The 15,433-nt window shown below is 63.5% G+C and carries 17 protein-coding genes and 1 pseudogene; 5 read left to right on the top strand and 13 right to left on the bottom strand.

Annotation, left to right across the window (positions count from 1 at the left end; all coding sequences use genetic code 11):
- Positions 1-13 precede the first annotated feature (13 nt).
- On the bottom strand, positions 14-1,018 hold the full coding sequence (lipA, locus tag RAS12_RS22685; RefSeq protein ID WP_306941620.1) for a lipoyl synthase: 1,005 nt from the start codon (positions 1,016-1,018) through the stop codon (positions 14-16).
- A gap of 184 nt (positions 1,019-1,202) precedes the next feature.
- Here lipA and RAS12_RS22680 point away from each other — a divergent pair, with 184 nt between their 5' ends.
- Positions 1,203-2,015 carry a substrate-binding domain-containing protein gene (locus tag RAS12_RS22680; protein WP_306941618.1) on the top strand — a complete coding sequence of 271 codons (813 nt, stop codon included), beginning with the start codon at positions 1,203-1,205 and terminating at the stop codon, positions 2,013-2,015.
- An 83-nt stretch (positions 2,016-2,098) separates the two neighbouring features.
- Here the strand turns inward: RAS12_RS22680 and RAS12_RS22675 are convergent, their stop codons facing one another.
- From RAS12_RS22675 to RAS12_RS22630, 10 genes are all read right to left on the bottom strand, one after another.
- Positions 2,099-2,818, bottom strand: coding sequence for a tetratricopeptide repeat protein (locus tag RAS12_RS22675; RefSeq protein ID WP_306941616.1), 720 nt, complete (start codon positions 2,816-2,818; stop codon positions 2,099-2,101).
- The gene (lipB, locus tag RAS12_RS22670) at positions 2,815-3,456 is read right to left on the bottom strand and encodes a lipoyl(octanoyl) transferase LipB (protein WP_306941614.1); all 642 of its coding nucleotides are present in this window, start codon (positions 3,454-3,456) and stop codon (positions 2,815-2,817) included. Before lipB ends, RAS12_RS22675 begins: the two co-directional genes overlap by 4 nt.
- A 12-nt stretch (positions 3,457-3,468) precedes the next feature.
- The gene (locus RAS12_RS22665; RefSeq protein WP_306941612.1) at positions 3,469-3,741 is read right to left on the bottom strand and encodes a YbeD family protein; all 273 of its coding nucleotides are present in this window, start codon (positions 3,739-3,741) and stop codon (positions 3,469-3,471) included.
- A 112-nt stretch (positions 3,742-3,853) separates the two neighbouring features.
- Positions 3,854-4,720 carry a D-amino acid aminotransferase gene (locus tag RAS12_RS22660; RefSeq protein WP_306941611.1) on the bottom strand — a complete coding sequence of 289 codons (867 nt, stop codon included), beginning with the start codon at positions 4,718-4,720 and terminating at the stop codon, positions 3,854-3,856.
- A 136-nt stretch (positions 4,721-4,856) separates the two neighbouring features.
- The gene (locus RAS12_RS22655; RefSeq protein ID WP_306941609.1) at positions 4,857-6,119 is read right to left on the bottom strand and encodes a D-alanyl-D-alanine carboxypeptidase family protein; all 1,263 of its coding nucleotides are present in this window, start codon (positions 6,117-6,119) and stop codon (positions 4,857-4,859) included.
- 154 nt (positions 6,120-6,273) lie between these two features.
- Entirely contained in the window at positions 6,274-6,927 is a 654-nt protein-coding gene (locus RAS12_RS22650; RefSeq protein ID WP_306941607.1) for an alpha/beta hydrolase, read from the bottom strand.
- A 31-nt stretch (positions 6,928-6,958) separates the two neighbouring features.
- On the bottom strand, positions 6,959-7,558 hold the full coding sequence (locus RAS12_RS22645; RefSeq protein WP_306941605.1) for an ABC-type transport auxiliary lipoprotein family protein: 600 nt from the start codon (positions 7,556-7,558) through the stop codon (positions 6,959-6,961).
- Positions 7,555-8,511, bottom strand: coding sequence for an MlaD family protein (locus tag RAS12_RS22640; protein WP_306941603.1), 957 nt, complete (start codon positions 8,509-8,511; stop codon positions 7,555-7,557). The genes RAS12_RS22645 and RAS12_RS22640 overlap by 4 nt, the downstream gene beginning before the upstream one ends.
- A complete protein-coding gene (locus tag RAS12_RS22635) occupies positions 8,498-9,337 on the bottom strand; it encodes an ABC transporter ATP-binding protein (protein ID WP_306941602.1) in 840 nt (279 codons plus the stop codon). The genes RAS12_RS22640 and RAS12_RS22635 overlap by 14 nt, the downstream gene beginning before the upstream one ends.
- Positions 9,337-10,467 (bottom strand): MlaE family ABC transporter permease, encoded by a 1,131-nt coding sequence (locus RAS12_RS22630; RefSeq protein ID WP_306941600.1) that lies wholly within the window; start codon positions 10,465-10,467, stop codon positions 9,337-9,339. The genes RAS12_RS22635 and RAS12_RS22630 overlap by 1 nt, the downstream gene beginning before the upstream one ends.
- A gap of 93 nt (positions 10,468-10,560) precedes the next feature.
- Here RAS12_RS22630 and RAS12_RS22625 point away from each other — a divergent pair, with 93 nt between their 5' ends.
- The 3 genes from RAS12_RS22625 to RAS12_RS22615 are packed head-to-tail and all read left to right on the top strand — an operon-like array spanning position 10,561 to position 12,398.
- A complete protein-coding gene (locus RAS12_RS22625; protein ID WP_306941598.1) occupies positions 10,561-11,415 on the top strand; it encodes a biotin--[acetyl-CoA-carboxylase] ligase in 855 nt (284 codons plus the stop codon).
- On the top strand, positions 11,412-12,218 hold the full coding sequence (locus tag RAS12_RS22620; protein WP_306941595.1) for a type III pantothenate kinase: 807 nt from the start codon (positions 11,412-11,414) through the stop codon (positions 12,216-12,218). Before RAS12_RS22625 ends, RAS12_RS22620 begins: the two co-directional genes overlap by 4 nt.
- A gap of 15 nt (positions 12,219-12,233) precedes the next feature.
- Entirely contained in the window at positions 12,234-12,398 is a 165-nt protein-coding gene (locus RAS12_RS22615) for a hypothetical protein (protein ID WP_306941592.1), read from the top strand.
- Positions 12,399-12,447: 49 nt separating this feature from the next.
- On the opposite strand, the gene RAS12_RS22610 is transcribed toward RAS12_RS22615, so the two are convergent.
- A complete protein-coding gene (locus tag RAS12_RS22610) occupies positions 12,448-13,746 on the bottom strand; it encodes a 3-deoxy-D-manno-octulosonic acid transferase (RefSeq protein WP_306941590.1) in 1,299 nt (432 codons plus the stop codon).
- Position 13,747: 1 nt separating this feature from the next.
- Positions 13,748-14,776 carry a lipopolysaccharide heptosyltransferase I gene (gene waaC / locus RAS12_RS22605; protein WP_306941588.1) on the bottom strand — a complete coding sequence of 343 codons (1,029 nt, stop codon included), beginning with the start codon at positions 14,774-14,776 and terminating at the stop codon, positions 13,748-13,750.
- 118 nt (positions 14,777-14,894) lie between these two features.
- Between waaC and RAS12_RS31085 the strand changes: the two are divergent.
- A pseudogene (locus tag RAS12_RS31085) lies at positions 14,895-15,375 on the top strand (Gfo/Idh/MocA family protein); the annotation flags it as partial.
- Positions 15,376-15,433 lie beyond the last annotated feature (58 nt).

Genomic DNA, 15,433 nt, shown 5'->3' with positions numbered 1-15,433 from the left:
CGCGAACCTGAACTCAATTCACCCCAGCCGCATGCGCCTGTTCGTCCGCATGGTACGACGAGCGCACCATCGCGCCCACCGCTGCATGCGAGAACCCCATCGCATAGGCTTCACGTTCAAACATCGCAAACGTGTCCGGGTGCACATAGCGCAGCACGGGCAGGTGATGTTCCGACGGTTGCAGATACTGGCCGATCGTCAGCATGTCCACATTGTGTTCACGCATGTCGCGCATCACCTGCAGGATTTCCTCGTCCGTCTCACCCAGCCCGAGCATCAGGCCGGACTTGGTCGGAACTTCCGGATGCAGCTTCTTGAACTCGGCCAGCAGTTTCAACGAGTGCATGTAGTCCGAGCCCGGACGGGCCTGCTTGTATAGACGCGGCACCGTTTCCAGATTGTGATTCATGACGTCCGGGGGGCCAGCGTTCAGAATAGTCAGTGCGCGGTCCAGACGGCCGCGGAAGTCGGGCACCAGGACTTCGATTCGGGTCGTGGGGGACAGTTCGCGGATATGGGTAATGCAATCCACAAAGTGGCCAGCGCCGCCGTCGCGCAGGTCGTCGCGGTCGACCGAGGTGATTACGACGTAGGACAACTTGAGCGCGGCGATGGTGCGGCCCAGGTTCTCGGGTTCTTTGGTGTCCAGCGGGTCGGGGCGTCCATGGCCCACATCACAGAACGGGCAGCGGCGCGTGCACTTGTCGCCCATGATCATGAACGTGGCGGTGCCCTTGCCGAAGCATTCGCCGATGTTCGGGCAGGACGCTTCCTCGCAGACCGTGTGCAGATTGTGTTCGCGCAAGATACGCTTGATGTCGTAGAAGCGCGAGCCGGGCGCTGCGGCCTTCACACGGATCCATTCGGGTTTTTTCAGGCGTTCGGCCGGAATGATCTTGATGGGAATGCGTGAGGTCTTGGCCTGCGATTTTTGCTTTTGCGTCGGATCGTAGACTGCCTCCGCGGGCGCGGCAGCGGGTTCGTTCGAGGGAACAGGGGACTCGGCGAGCGTAGACATGGGGCACCTTCGCAACCGGTGCGCAAGACGGCCCGGTCTAGACAAAAAAAGGCATTTTACCCTCCAAGGCCAGGATTCGCGACGAAGGGGCCCGTTCACGGGATGCGCCCCCCTGCCCGCCACGCGCAAGGCCGTGCCCGGGCTGGGTTATCGTCACGCCTGACAAATCCGTAGAATTTCCCCCATGTCTTCCCTGCCTACGCTACGCGCTATTGCGCTCATCGCCCCCCGCCTGGACGCCGGCCCGGCCTTACGCGCCATCCAGGCTTGCGCCGAACGTTTGGCGCCTGCCGGTTATTACCTGGCTGCCGGCCCCTGGCACGACGCTCAAATGCTGCCTCAATTGGCCGCCTTGCGTCCGGCGGCGGCGCTGGTCATCGGACCGCTGGACGAACCCGCCGTGCGCGAGTGTGTGGCCGCCCTGGAAATTCCTGTGGTGGAAACCTGGAGCGCGTCCGCGCACCCGCTGGATAGCGCCATCGTCATCGACAACGAGGAAGCGGGACGCGCGGCGGCTCGCCACTTGTCGGAAAAGCGCCATGCGCTGGTCGCTTGCATCAGCGCCGATAATCCCTGGGAACGGGCTCGCCGCGCAGGATTCATCAGTGCCGCCGCGTCTTTGGGGCTGGAACTGGTGGCCGATATCGTTCAGCCGGAAGTTCAGCAAATGAATGACGGCCGCATGGCCTTCCTGCGCCTGCTGGCCACCAATACGATTTTCGACGCGGTTTTCTGCACATCGGATCTGCTCGCCGCAGCGGCAGTGTCGGAAGCGCACAACCGCGACCTGCATGTGCCGCAGGATCTGGCGGTGCTGGGTTTCACGGACGACGGCAGCGCGGCGCAATGGGCGCAGGGGCTGACCACGCTGGGCGTGGATGCGGCGGGACTAGGCGCAAGGGCTGCCCAGTTGCTGCTGGACCGGCTTCAAGGCGAACTAGGCGCCAGCCAGTGGGAAACGCTGGACGTCGTGTTCCAGGCACGTTTGAGCACGTAGGACGGGTTTTGCGGCGGGGGGAATGCCAGGGTTCTTGCCCTTGCCCCCTCGCGCTGCATCCACCTACGGCAGATATCGCCGTTTCAGATCTCGTACAACGCCGGAAACCCCAAGTCCTGCAACATGCCGTTGGCTTCCTTAAGGAACGCCGGCGTCGAGGTCTCGGGAACGCGCACCAACCATTGCACTGCGTCTTCCTTCTCGCCGCGCAGCAACAGCAGACGGCCCAGGTGGAACATGCCGCGGAAGTCGCCGCCGTCGGCGCAACGCTGATAGCAATCGAACGCACGATCCATGTCTTGCGGCACGACATCGCCCGCTTCGTAAAACCGGCCAACCACGCCAATGGACTTTACGTGCCCGGTCTGCGCTGCCTGCTGATATAGGGCCAGAGCTGCGGCGCGGTTTTGCGTAACACCCCCACGGCCGCTGCGCAGCATGTGGGCGTAGTTGTACATGCCCCAATCCAGCCCGCGATCAGCGGCCAGCCGGAACCAGTAAGCGGCAACGGTGTCGTCCTGGGCCACGCCCCAACCGTTTTCGTAGCAGCGGCCCACCATATTGATGGCCATTACGTTGTCTGCATTGGCCGCGCGCTTGAACCACGCCAGCCCCTCTTCGGGTTGACGATCAACGCCCACCCCGTCCAACAGCATCTGCCCGTAGATCGTCTGCGCTTCGACCAGCCCCAGATTTGCGGCGGCTTGGATCCAGGCGGCGTAGTCTTCGGCCGGGCCTTCGCGCAAGCGGGCCAATTGTTCGGGCGAGGTCGAGGCGACATCCGCCGCGGTGTAGGTTTTCATGTTGTGCTCCATGCGCGGCGGCGCCAGGCGTTCGCCAGATTTTGCGCCAGCGCGTCGCCAACTTCAGTAGGCGTGCGCTGTACGCCACAGGCTGCCATATCAACGGTGCGCAGGCCTTCGTACCCACAGGGGTTGATGCCCAAAAAAGGCGCCAGGTCCATCGCCACATTCAGCGACACGCCATGATAGGCCCGTCCGTTGCGAATCTTGATACCCAAAGCGGCGATCTTGGCCGGCGCGCCCCCATCGGGATCAGGCACGTAGACGCCCGGCGCGCCGGGTTTGCGACAGGCGCCTTCGACACCATGCTGGGCAAGCGTGTCAATGACAGCGCCTTCGAGCAGGGTGACGTATTCCTTCACGTACATATCAATGCGGCGCAGGTCGAAAAGCGCGTACGCCATCACTTGGCCTGGCCCGTGATACGTCACCTGACCACCACGGTCGCAGTGCACGATGGGGATGTTGCCCGGGTTGAGCACATGTTCCGGCAAGCCCGCCTGGCCCAGCGTGTAGACGGGCGCATGCTCGCACAGCCAGATCTCGTCAGGCGTATCGGCGCCGCGCAGATTGGTGTAGGCCTGCATGTCCTGCCAGACCGGCAGATAATCCGCCGGCCGCGCGAGCCACTTGATCACGACGGTCTTGCCTTACAGAACGATGGACACCATCGGATGGCCGTGCAGCGCTTGGTAAAGCGCATCCAGCTGTTCGCGCGAGGTCGCGCGCACGGTGAAGGTCAGCCCCATGTAGTTGCCGCCCTTGCTGGGGCGCATCTCGACCGTGGCGGCGTCAAAGCCGGGGTCGAACTTCAGGACGACTTCGGTCAGCGTCTGCGCGAATTCGGGGTGCTGCTTACCCATAACTTTGATGGGGAAGTCGCTGGGATATTCAATCAGTGAATCTTCGGGCGGAATATGCATGATGTGCCTTGAGAGGTAGTTGCCCTGAATCTTCTTATATGGGGGCAAGCCGCGCGCTGGCAAGTGCCGTCAACAACAGCGGGCGGCCGTGACAGCCGCCCGGGGCAACGATTTACAGCGCGGCGATGCGGGCATCATAACCCGCTCGCAATTGCTCAAAAACGGGGCCGGGCTTGCCCGTTCCGACGGGTTTTCCGTCCAGCGTGACGATCGGCAGCACTTCCTTTGTAGCGGAAGACAGCATCAATTCGTCAGCCTGCAGAACCTCTTCCTGAGAGATCGGGCGCGACTCAAACGGAATGCCCGCTTCGGCGGCCAGTTCGCCCATCAACCCGTAACGGATGCCCTCCAGGATCAGGTTGTTCTTGGGCGGGGCCAGCAGCTTGCCGCCGGACGCCACCCAGATATTGGTCGACGAGCCTTCGGTCAGGAAGCCGTCGCGGAACTGCACGACTTCGTCGGCCTGCGCGTCCACGGCCTGTTGCTTGGCCAGCACGTTGCCCAACAGCGACACCGACTTGATTTCACAATGCAGCCAGCGCTCGTCCGGAATGCTGATGGCGGTCAGGCCTTGGGTACGCTGCGCGGCTGGCGGCGGCGACCACGGCGAAATCATGCCGAACACGGTGGGCGTGACGGGTGTAGCCGGAAACTGGTGATCCCGTTTTGCGACGCCGCGCGTCACCTGCAAATACACGATGCAGGTATCCAGGTTCGTGCGTGCCAGCAGTTCTTCGATCAGGTTGATCCAACCCGCCCGGTCAAACGGCTGCGTGATCCGCAACGCAGCCAGGCTGCGATCCAGACGGTTGAGGTGCTCGGCCATACGGAACGCATTGCCGTGATAGACGGGCACGACTTCATAGATGCCATCGCCAAAAATAAAGCCGCGGTCGAGGACGGAGATTTTGGCCTCGTCCACACGCAGGAACTCACCGTTTAGATACACCTGGCTTTCGCCTGGCACGCCCGGAATCATGAGGCACTCCTGAAAATAGCGTCAAAAGCGATAGGGACGGACCACGTGGTCCGTCCCCATGAAATGAAAACGGGCGTTTCGCGTACGAAACGCCCGCTGCTAGCTTACACCCGCGGCTACGCCGATGGCGCGCCGTTTATTGGAACCAGCGCTTGACGGTATCTGCCATGCGGCCGAAGAAGCCGGCGCGTTCCACGGCGTCCTGCACCACCAGGGGTTCAGTGCGCAGCACCTTGCCGTCCAGCGTGAATTGCAGCGTGCCCACCTGTTGGCCCTTGGCCAGCGGGGCGATCAGCGGATCGGTACGTTGAGCAACCGGCTTGAGATCGCCGGCCTTGCCGCGCGGCACCGCGATCGACACCGGGTTGGGCGGGCCCAGCTTGACGTTGTCAGCCGTGCCTTCCCACACGCGGGCATCGATGCCGGGCTGGCTCTTGTCGAAAAGCTTCACGGTATCGAAGTTCTGGAAGCTCCAGTTCAAGAGCTTCAGACTTTCTTCAGCGCGCGTGGCTTCGCTGTCCGTACCCACCACGACGACCAGGATGCGGCGGTCGCCACGCACTGCCGTAGACACCAGGCAGTAGCCGGCCGAATCGGTGTGACCCGTCTTCATGCCGTCCACCGACGGATCAGCCCACAGCAAACGGTTGCGGTTCGGCTGAGTGATCTTGTTGTACGTGTAGCTCTTTTGCTTGTAGTAGTGGAAGTAGTCCGGGTGATCGGTGATCAAGTGCGACGACAGCGTCGCCAGATCGCGCGTGGACGTTGTGTGCTGCGGATCAGGCAGGCCGGTCGCGTTCATGAAGTGCGTGCCCTTCATGCCCAAACGTTCCGCTTCTTGATTCATCAGCGTTGCAAAGGCGGCTTCGCTGCCCCCAACCGCTTCAGCCAGGGCCACCGACGCGTCGTTGCCCGACTGCACGATCATGCCCTGGTTCAGCTCATCCACCGTAACCGGCTTGCGCGGCTCGATGAACATGCGCGAACCGCCAGTGCGCCAGGCGTGCTCGGACACCGGCACGGTTTGTTCCAGCGTCAGGCGTTTTTCTTCCAGCGCGTTGAACACGACGTAAGCCGTCATGATCTTGGTCAGCGAGGCCGGTTCGACCTTCATGTCGGGGTTGGACGCCGCCAGGGTCTGGCCGCTGTTCACGTCGATCACGATCCAGGCCTTGGCCGCGATAGTGGGCGCCGGCACCGCCGACACATCACCCACAGGAACCACGGCGGAGGTATTGGGAGCCGGCGCGGCAGCGCCAGCCGCGGCCGGTGTGGCTGCGGGAGCCTGTTGCGCAAAAACCGGCATCGAGGCCGCGAGCATCGCCGACAGCACCGCGCCAGAAAGCAGGCGGCGGGCAAAAACAGCGGGGGATTGAGCGGAGTAAGGCAAGTTCTTCATCGGCAACGTGGGTCCAGGAAAGACGCCCGCTGGCGCGGGGCTAGTGGCTGACAATTATAGGCAGTCGATTGGACCCGTCCGGCCCCTGCGGGGTTCCGCGCGCACTTAAAACATGCAACCTGATGCAACCTGGGGCCGCTCGGCGGCGCTGACGTTAATCCAGCGCGACTTTTAAGCGCGCTTGCACCAACTGGCGCAGCACAAGCAGCTTGCCGTGGAAGAAGTGGGATGCTCCGGGCACCACCACGACCGGTATGGAACGCGGGCGCGCCCAGTCCATCGCTTCAGACAGCGGCACGACTTCGTCTTCTTCGCCGTGCACCATCAGCGTGTCGTCAGGCACCTGCACTTCGTGCGACTGGAAGCGATTCACGGCGGGCCCCATCAGCATGAGCGCGACGGGCAAGGCCGCATCGCCCTGATCCGCCAGCGCAGCGTAGGTTTGCGCGGCCACTGCCGTGCCAAACGAGAAACCGGCCAAGACCCAAGGCGCCTGCGCCAGTTCAGGGTGCAGCTCGCGCATCTGCGCCACAACCGCCAACATGTCTTGCGTCTCGCCCACCGACTTATCGAACACGCCTTCGGACAAACCCACGCCACGGAAGTTGGGACGCACCGCCACCAGGCCATGCTGCACGCAGGCGCGCGACAACGTCGTGACCACCTTGTTCTCACGCGCGCCGCCCTGCAAGGGATGCGGATGCAGGACCAGGGCCCAACCACGCGGCGTGCCGGCAGGCCAGTCAATGGCGCAGTCAATGCGGCCGGCGGCCCCGGTGAAGGCGTGGGTATCAGTACGTGCGGACATGGATCAACTCAGCGTGCAAAAAAAATCGATGTTAACCGCCCGGCTTACCGGCGGGCTTCAAGGTGACGGCCAGCCATTGGGCCAGTTGATCAGCCGCTTCGTCAGTGGCTTGGCGCAGCGCCGCCACCCCGCCTGCCGCATCCTGCGTGGGGGCAGGCGCCTGCACCATGATGCGCTTCTGATCCACTACGGAACGGCCGCTGACCAGCACCGCTTGCAACAAGACGCGCCCCTGACTGGACTGGCCGTCTTCGGCGTAGACCTGCTCAAACTGCGACAGCGACACCTGTAATTGCGGCGTCTGGAGATTGATGCGCTCTGTCAATACCGGCCCTTGCCGCGACAAGCGGTCGGTAATGCGCTGGCGCACCAGCTCCGCCGGCGCCGAAGCCCAGCGGTAGGTTGCATAGGCCTTGGGGGCAGCGCTATCGCCCACCCGCCAGATCACACTGGTGTCGGACAGCGCGGGCGACGACTGGAACATCAGCGCAACCGGTTCGCGCGATGGCAAGGCCGGCACCGGCCTGGCATCCAGCCCCAGGTCGAATACGGCGGGCGGCGCCGCCACGCGGCCCACGCTGCAACCCGCCAGGGCCAGCGTCAAAACAAGAATGGCGCTACGCATCTTCATTTGGTTGGTCTCCCGAAACCGGCAAAGCCAGGTTCGCCTGGCCCGGGCTGTATGGGCGCCGGGCCGAACAAGAATGATTGCGGCGTGTTGTCCACACGGCGCAGGGTAACGGCGGCGCCACGCGCCGCCGCCGAGACGCTGGTTGCCATCCCGGTGATGGCGGGCAAGGTCTCGCCGTCCAGCCGCGCCGCGGCAAGTGCAATATCGTTAAGACTGCGCGTGGCCACTGCCAAGGCGCCATCCGGCGCGTTCAAGCGCGCCAGCGCTTGGCGCGCCTGCTGCGCCAGATCACCGATTTCGCGCGCGGCTCGATCAGCCTGGCGCGACGTATTGCCCAGCGAATCCACCAGCGGACCCAGCTTGGCCATCATCGGCGCCAGATCGCGGCTGGCGTCTTTCAGCGATTGGGTAATGTCGGTAGCGTTTTGCAGACTGGCGGTCAGCGCCTGCACGTTTTGTTCGCTGAGCACGCGGCGTAGTTGTTCGGTCGCCTCTTCCACGTTCGAGATCAGCTTGCCGCCTCGCTGTTCGATGCGATCCAGAAAGCCTGGGCGCAACGGAATCGCGGCGGGGTGCTGTGCCGTGGACGCCAGGCGCTTTAACGAGGTGCCGTCGTCGCGCAATTCAACATTGGCCATGCCCGTCACCCCCTGCACGCCCAGTTCGGCCCAGGTCGATTCGGTAATAGGCGTATTCGGCGCGACACCAATGCGAATACGCACCTGGCCCGGCTTTTCCGGATTCAACGCGAGCGACTGCACCTTGCCGACAGGCACGCCCTGATAGCGCACGGCCGATTGCGGATTCAAGCCGCTGACCGCGGTGGCCGAGACGATTTCGTACGTTTGCAGCTGGGTCCGGTCCCGGCCGATCCAGATGGCTACCAATGCGGCAGCGGCCAGCAAGACCAGCGTGAAGATACCGGCCATGAGCGCATGACTACGGTTTTCCATGATGCAATCCCTTCGGCGCCAGATCCCCAAGCGCGCGCAAACCGCGTTCGCCCAGGAAGAATGTGTGAATGAACGGGTGATCGACCTTCAGAACTTCCGGCACCGTGTCGCACACGATCACCCGCTTGTCCGCCAGTACTGCCACACGCGTGGCCAACGCCAGCAGCGTGTCCAGATCGTGCGTCACCATAACGACGGTAAACCCCAACTGCCGGTGCAGACTGCGCACCAGATCCACGAACTCGTCTGAGCGCAGCGGATCCAGGCCCGCCGTGGGCTCGTCCAGGAATAAAAGCTCTGGATCCAGCGACAACGCTCGGGCCAACGCTACCCGCTTGACCATGCCGCCTGACAGGTCCGACGGCCGCTTGTCCGCATCGCGAGACGACAAGCCCACCATCGCCAGCCGGCACATGACGACGTCCTGCACCAGATCTTCCGGCACTGTGCGCAACTCGCGCAGCGGCAACGCCACATTGTCGAACACGGATAGCGCCGAGAACAGCGCCCCCGCCTGAAACAACATGCCCCAGCGGTACGACAGGCGGCGGCGTTCGCCAGGCGACAGATCGAACAACGAGTGCCCCAGCACCTTCACCGTGCCCGCCGCGGGCTTATCCAGCCCGATGATCTGGCGCAGCAACACTGTCTTGCCGGTACCTGACCCGCCCACCAAAACCAGGATTTCGCCCGGAAAGACGGTCAGATCCAGATTGTCGTGAACGACATGGTCGCCAAAAGCAGTGCGCAGACCCCGGACCGTGATGACGGGTTCGACTGTGACGCTGTCGTCAGTGAAAAGCCGATGTTGGGCGGCGCTGCTCATCAGATGCCCACCGAGCTGAAAATAATGGCGTATAGCGCGTCGAGCAGAATCACGCCGGTAATGGAGGTCACGACAGAGGTTGTCGTGCCGCGCCCCAGGCTTTCCGTATTGGGTTGGATGCGCAGACCGAAGTGGCAGGCGATCAACGCAATCAATATGCCGAACGTTACGCCCTTCAGAATGCCAATCCAATAATTGGTCAGCGAAATCGCGTCGGGTAACGAACTCAGGAACCACTGCGCCGACACGCCCAGCTGCATCTGCGCCGCCAGCATGCCGCCCAGGATCGCCATGGCATCCGTCCACAGCACCAGCAGCGGCATGGTCACGGCCAGCGCCACCACGCGTGGCAAGATCAGCCGCTGGCCGTGTGAAATGCCCATCACCAGCATGGCGTCCAATTCCTGCGTCACGCGCATTACGCCGATCTGTGCGGTTATTGCCGACCCGGACCGGCCCGCCACCAGAATGGCCGCCAGCACAGGTCCAAGCTCGCGCACGATCGAAACGCCCAGCAGGCGCACGATGAACCGGTCGGCCCCTATCATCTGTAATTGCTGGGCAGACAGGTAGGACAGCACCACGCCAATCAGAAAACCCACCAGCGCCGTAATCCCCAGCGCCTGGGCGCCGGTGCGGTATACCTGCGCTGAAATCTCGCGCCAGGGTCCCAGCCGCGGGCGGCGCAGCATGCCGCCCAGGTCCAGGATCAGTTGGCCCAGCATGACCAACAAGGCTTTGCCGTTCTCGGCGCCCTGAAGAATGGCGCCGCCCAAGGCGCGCACCCAAGCCCAGGATTCGGCTTTGGGCGCGGCCGCCTGGGCCTCGCCCTTGTTCATCGCCAGCGCGTTGAACACGTCCTGCTGGCCAGCAGCCCAGCGCACGCGCTCCGGCAGCTTTTCGCCCCAGGCCTGCCAGATCAGCAGGGCGCCGATCGTGTCCAGCCGGCTGATACCGTGCAAATCCCAGCGTACGCCGTCATTCGCGGCACGGGCCATTGCATCGCGTCTGCGCTCGACCTCGCCCGCCTCGGCCAAGGCCAGGACACTCCAGTCGCCCGCCACATGGCAGACGTTCCCATCCTGACGGAACGGCGTAGCGGCGCGAGCGGATGTAGCAGAATGCGGCATGAAGACAGGATACAGATGCAAAATGTATCGCCAATGATATACGCAGGGGCCCTAAGACCGCGAGTGCGAGCCATGTGCCCTACAATCGCCGCCATGTCCGATCACGTCCGCCCTATCGACCTGCCCGCGCCGGAAACCCTGGCCCGGGCGCTAGGCTCGCGCCTGCCCGCATTCCAAGACATTGCCTGGACAGGCAGCACCGGGTCGACCAACGCCGACCTGCTGGCCCGAGCTCGCTCGGGCGCCGGTGGCGGCAAGCCCTGGCTGCTGGGTACCCACTTGCAGGAAGCCGGCCGGGGACGCGCCGGCCGCCCTTGGCAAAACAGCAGCGGCTCCACGCTGATGTTCTCTTGCGCGTTCGATGTGCACCTGCCCGCCGCGCAATTGCCGGCGCTGTCTCCGCTGGCCGGCGTCGCCGCCTGCGAGGCGCTGCGCGCTGTTGCCGGTCCGCAAGCGAAAGGCCTGTGCATGAAATGGCCCAATGACGTGCAATGGCATGACGCCAAGCTGGCTGGCGTGTTGGTAGAGACCACCCGCAACCCGGGCGGCCGCGAAGCCGGTTATACCGTCGTCATCGGCATGGGCATCAACCTGATTGATGCGCCCCAGCTGTCGCTTGCGCTGGGCCGCGAGGTTGCTGACTGGACGCAGGTCCAAGCGGCATCACCCGATCGCGTGTCGATCGCTGCGGACCTGATCTGCGCCAGCGCCATGGCCTGGCACGACGCCGTCCAAATGCTTGAGCGAGAGGGTTTTGGCGCGTTCAAGCAGCGCTTTGATCAGGTGGACGCGTTAGCGGGCCGCAAGGTCAACGTGCTGGACAAGGGCGATATTATTTATAGCGGCACTGCCTGTGGCGTGGATGAACAAGGCCGCCTGCTGGTGCAAACGCCCCAGGGCGCCACACCGATCTCGGTGGGTGAAATTTCGATTCGACGCCAAGCATGATTATTCTCATCGACTCCGGCAACAGCCGTCTCAAGGTGGGTTGGCTGGACGCCAGCAACCCCGATATGCCGCGCGAACCGGCGGCGGTCGCTTTTGACGGCCTGGATCTGGACGCGCTGGACCGCTGGCTTACCGCCCTGCCGAGCCCGCCGCTGCGCGCCCTGGGCGTCAACGTGGCAGGCGAGGCGCGTGGCACGGCCATTTCCGCCATTCTGCAGAAACACGGCTGCGCCATTACCTGGTCGCCTTCCCAGGCCACCACACTGGGTCTCATCAACAGCTACCGCAATCCGACGCAATTGGGCGCCGACCGCTGGGCCTCGTTGCTGGGCGTGTTATCGCGCTTGCCCGGCGCCCACCCGCCCTTTGTGCTGGCCAGCTTTGGCACCGCCACCACGATCGATACGGTCGGCCCGGACAATGTCTTTGCTGGCGGCCTGATCCTGCCCGGCCCGGCCATGATGCGGCATGCGCTGGCTCATGGCACCGCCAACCTGCCCATCGCCAACGGTCAAGTCGTGCCCTACCCCATCGATACTCACGAAGCGATTGCGTCGGGCATTGCCGCGGCCCAGGCAGGCGCCGTGGTGCGCCAATGGCTGGCCGGACGCCAGCGCTACGGCCAAACCCCGCAGATCTATGCGGCGGGCGGCGGATGGCCCGAAGTCCATCAGGAAATTGAACGCCTGTTAGCGGATGCCGGTGGCGCATTTGGCGCAGCACCCGTGCCGGTTTATCTGGATCACCCCGTCCTGGACGGACTGGCGGCAGTCGCACGCGCCACCCTGGACACCAACGCCTGAGCGAGGACGCCCGCCATGCGAGTGCTCTTCATCCTGATCCTGCTCGCGAATCTGTGGGCACTTGCCTTGGGCCAAGGCTGGGTCGGCATGCGCCCGGAAGATGAAGGGCGAGATACGCGGCGATTCAGCCAGGAATTGAATCCGGGCGCGGTGACGTTGGTGCCTAGGAACAACTCTTAACGCTGTGGTTCCCGCCGGGTAGCGCACCGCATGATGATGGCGGACACGCTTATTTCAGCCAGGGCATTAACGCGCTCAACGTGCGACTGGTGGCGCCGGCATGCTGCTCGAACCAGCTTCGAGCAGCGCGGCTGGCTTTTTGCCGCCGCCCCTCATCAGCCAGCAAAGACAGCGCAGCATCAACTGCCTGTGCTGGGTCAGACACACGAAACACAGCGCCCGCAGCAATTGCATCGTCTGCGGCCTGCTTGAAGTTGAACGTGTGCGGCCCCACGATAACCGGCACGCCGGCGGCGCAGGCCTCAATCAGGTTCTGGCCGCCCAACGGCGCAAAACTGCCTGCCACAATCGCCACGTCGGAGGCGGCGTAGTAAAACGCCATTTCTCCCAGCGTATCGCCCAGCATGACCGCCGTATCCGGGCCCGGCTCGGCGCCTTGTGCGCGCCGGACGTAAGGCACGCCCGCACTCGCCAAAAGTCCGGCCGCCTCGTCAAAACGTTGCGGATGGCGGGGGATCAACACAAAGAGCGGCGTGTCCGGCGCGCCGCTGCAACGCTTGATAGCGTCGATAAACAGCGCATCCTCGCCCTCGCGCGTGCTGGCGACCGCGACGATCCGGCGGCCCAGTCGTTCGCGCCAAGCCTGACCGGCCTGCACTTGCGGCGCAGGCAGGACCAAGTCGAATTTCAGATTCCCAGTCACGACCGGCGCCGGCGCGCCGGCCTGCACCAGCCTGGCCGCATCTTCTTCAGTCTGCGCCAGCACGGCATCCAGTCCGGAAAGCGCTTCGCGCATCACGCTACCCATTCTGGCGGCTTGGCGCAGTGAGGACGCGGAATACCGAGCGCTGACCAACGCCACTGGGACGCCCGCCTGGCGCGCTGCGGCAAGCAGGTTGGGCCAAATCTCGCGCTCGATCAGCAAGCCGCAGCGCGGCTGGTGGCTGGCCATGAATCGGCGGGTTGCACCGGGAAAGTCATAGGGCAGCCACGCTTGGCGCAATTGCGATCGCGCGATGGCATCCTGGAAAAGCCGCTCGCCCTCGGCGCGCCCAGTAGCAGTCATGTGCGTCAACAGCACCGGCAGACCCAAATCGAGCAGCGCCTGAAGCAGTGGTTGCGCCGCGCGGGTCTCGCCCAGACTGACGGCATGCACCCAAACAGGCCGATTGGCGGTCTGCGACTCGGGAGTGGAAGCCGAAGATAAACCGGGCTCGGCAGCGTGACCGAAGCGCTCTGGGGAAAAGATCTCCCAGCGGCCGCCAGCGCGCTTGGCGCGTCTCGCCATCCACAACCAGACCAGCGGCGCCAACGCTCTTAGCGCCAGTGTGTAGACGCCGCGATTCATATCACTGAGCGGCCAGCGCCTGCTCGACCGACGCCATCACCGCTTCGCGCGATGGCGATGCGCCACGGTCGCCTAGGCTCGCGGTGTAGTTCGAACCGATCAGCGGCGTACGCACGGGGGTGGACGCGCGGTAGATGCCGATAGTCGGTCTACCCAGCGCGGCCGACAAATGCGTCAAGCCGCTGTCCAAGCCCACCATCAGGCGTGAACCGGCCAACAAGTGCGCCACCGAGGTCAGATCCATACGAGGCATCACTTCGGCCCCTTCCATGCCCGCGACAAGCAGTCGGGCGCGCTCAGCCTCTTTTTCGTTGCCGCACAGCAGACGCAAGGTGCAGCCCGCATCGCGCAGGCGGCGAAAGACCGCACGCCAGTCGTCTTCGGGCCAGAGTTTATCGTCGCGGCTGGCGGAAGGCATGATCACCGCGTAACCGTGGTCGGTGTCCAGATGGTGCAAACGAGGGGGGTCAGCTTGCTCGGCATCCACCTGCGCATCCTTCTCGCGCGAGAGTGCGGCCTGCTTGGAAAAGGCCTGCAAACCGAAGTCTGGCAATCCGGCATATTGGTAACCAAATGTTAGTGCAGCGAGCTTGCGTTGACGTATGACTGCCGGCTGCCAGAACTCCACTCGATGGCGCACATTATAGAAAAGCGATGCCAGGGGTTCTCTTGCCGAACGCCAGTCCAGCCCGTGCCGGACCCCGCGCGCCTGACGCACGAGCCAGGCGGATTTCAGCAACGCCTGCATGTCCAGCACAACATCGTATTCCTTGGACCGCAGCCGTTCTCTCAACGCCTTGCGCTCTGCCTTTACCTGGCTCGACCACCACGACTTGCGCCATCGGCGGTGCGCAACCTTGATTACCTCGTTTACGGCGGGGTGCCAGGCCGGAATATCTGCAAATGCCTCTTCCGCCACCCAGTCGATCTCAGCGTCCGGCACGTGTCGGGCGATGTCGGATATTGCGGGCAGCATATGCACCAGATCGCCTAGCGACGATGTACGAACAATAAGAATTCGATTTGGCATCAATAAGAAAGCAGGTGTTTTCAAGCCGTGAATTGCGAACTTATCACGGGTATATTGGCCGCAAACCGGCAGCGGAAAGTCTGAGAATTCCGGCAATTTACAACAAACCGTTCGGCTAATGAGTCCTTCCCCCATCACCGAGCGAAAAATCCGCTTTGCCTTGGTTGGCTGCGGACGTATATCCAAGGACCGCTTCGCCGCGATTGCGCGACACGCAGATCGCGCTGAAATCGTGGAAGTCTGTGACACGCACGAGCCATGCCTGGCTGCCGCAGTAGAGGCGACCGGCGCCAAAGCCTACAGCTCACTGACCGAACTGCTCGCGCATGGCACAGCCGACGCGGTCATTCTGGCCTCGCCTTCCGGTTTGCATCCACCGCAAGCCATTGAGGTGCCCACGCAGGCCGTCACGTAATCAGTGAAAACCATGTCTACCCGTTGGGAAGACGGCAAAAAACATGGTCAAGGCGTACGACGAAGCAGGCGTCCATTTATTTGTGGTCAAGCGGAACCGCCGCAACACCACGCTGCCATTTCTGAAGAAAGCCATCAATGCTGGCCGTTTCGGCCGTATATACATGGTGACCGTCAATGTCTTCTGAAGTCGCCCACAAGAGTACTACGCGCCGCAAGGTGGCGGGGTTAGCTGGGCCTGGC

Origin of the sequence: Achromobacter seleniivolatilans (assembly GCF_030864005.1) — a bacterium.
Lineage (GTDB): Bacteria > Pseudomonadota > Gammaproteobacteria > Burkholderiales > Burkholderiaceae_B > Achromobacter > Achromobacter seleniivolatilans.
This window is presented reverse-complemented; position numbering and strand designations above follow the sequence as displayed.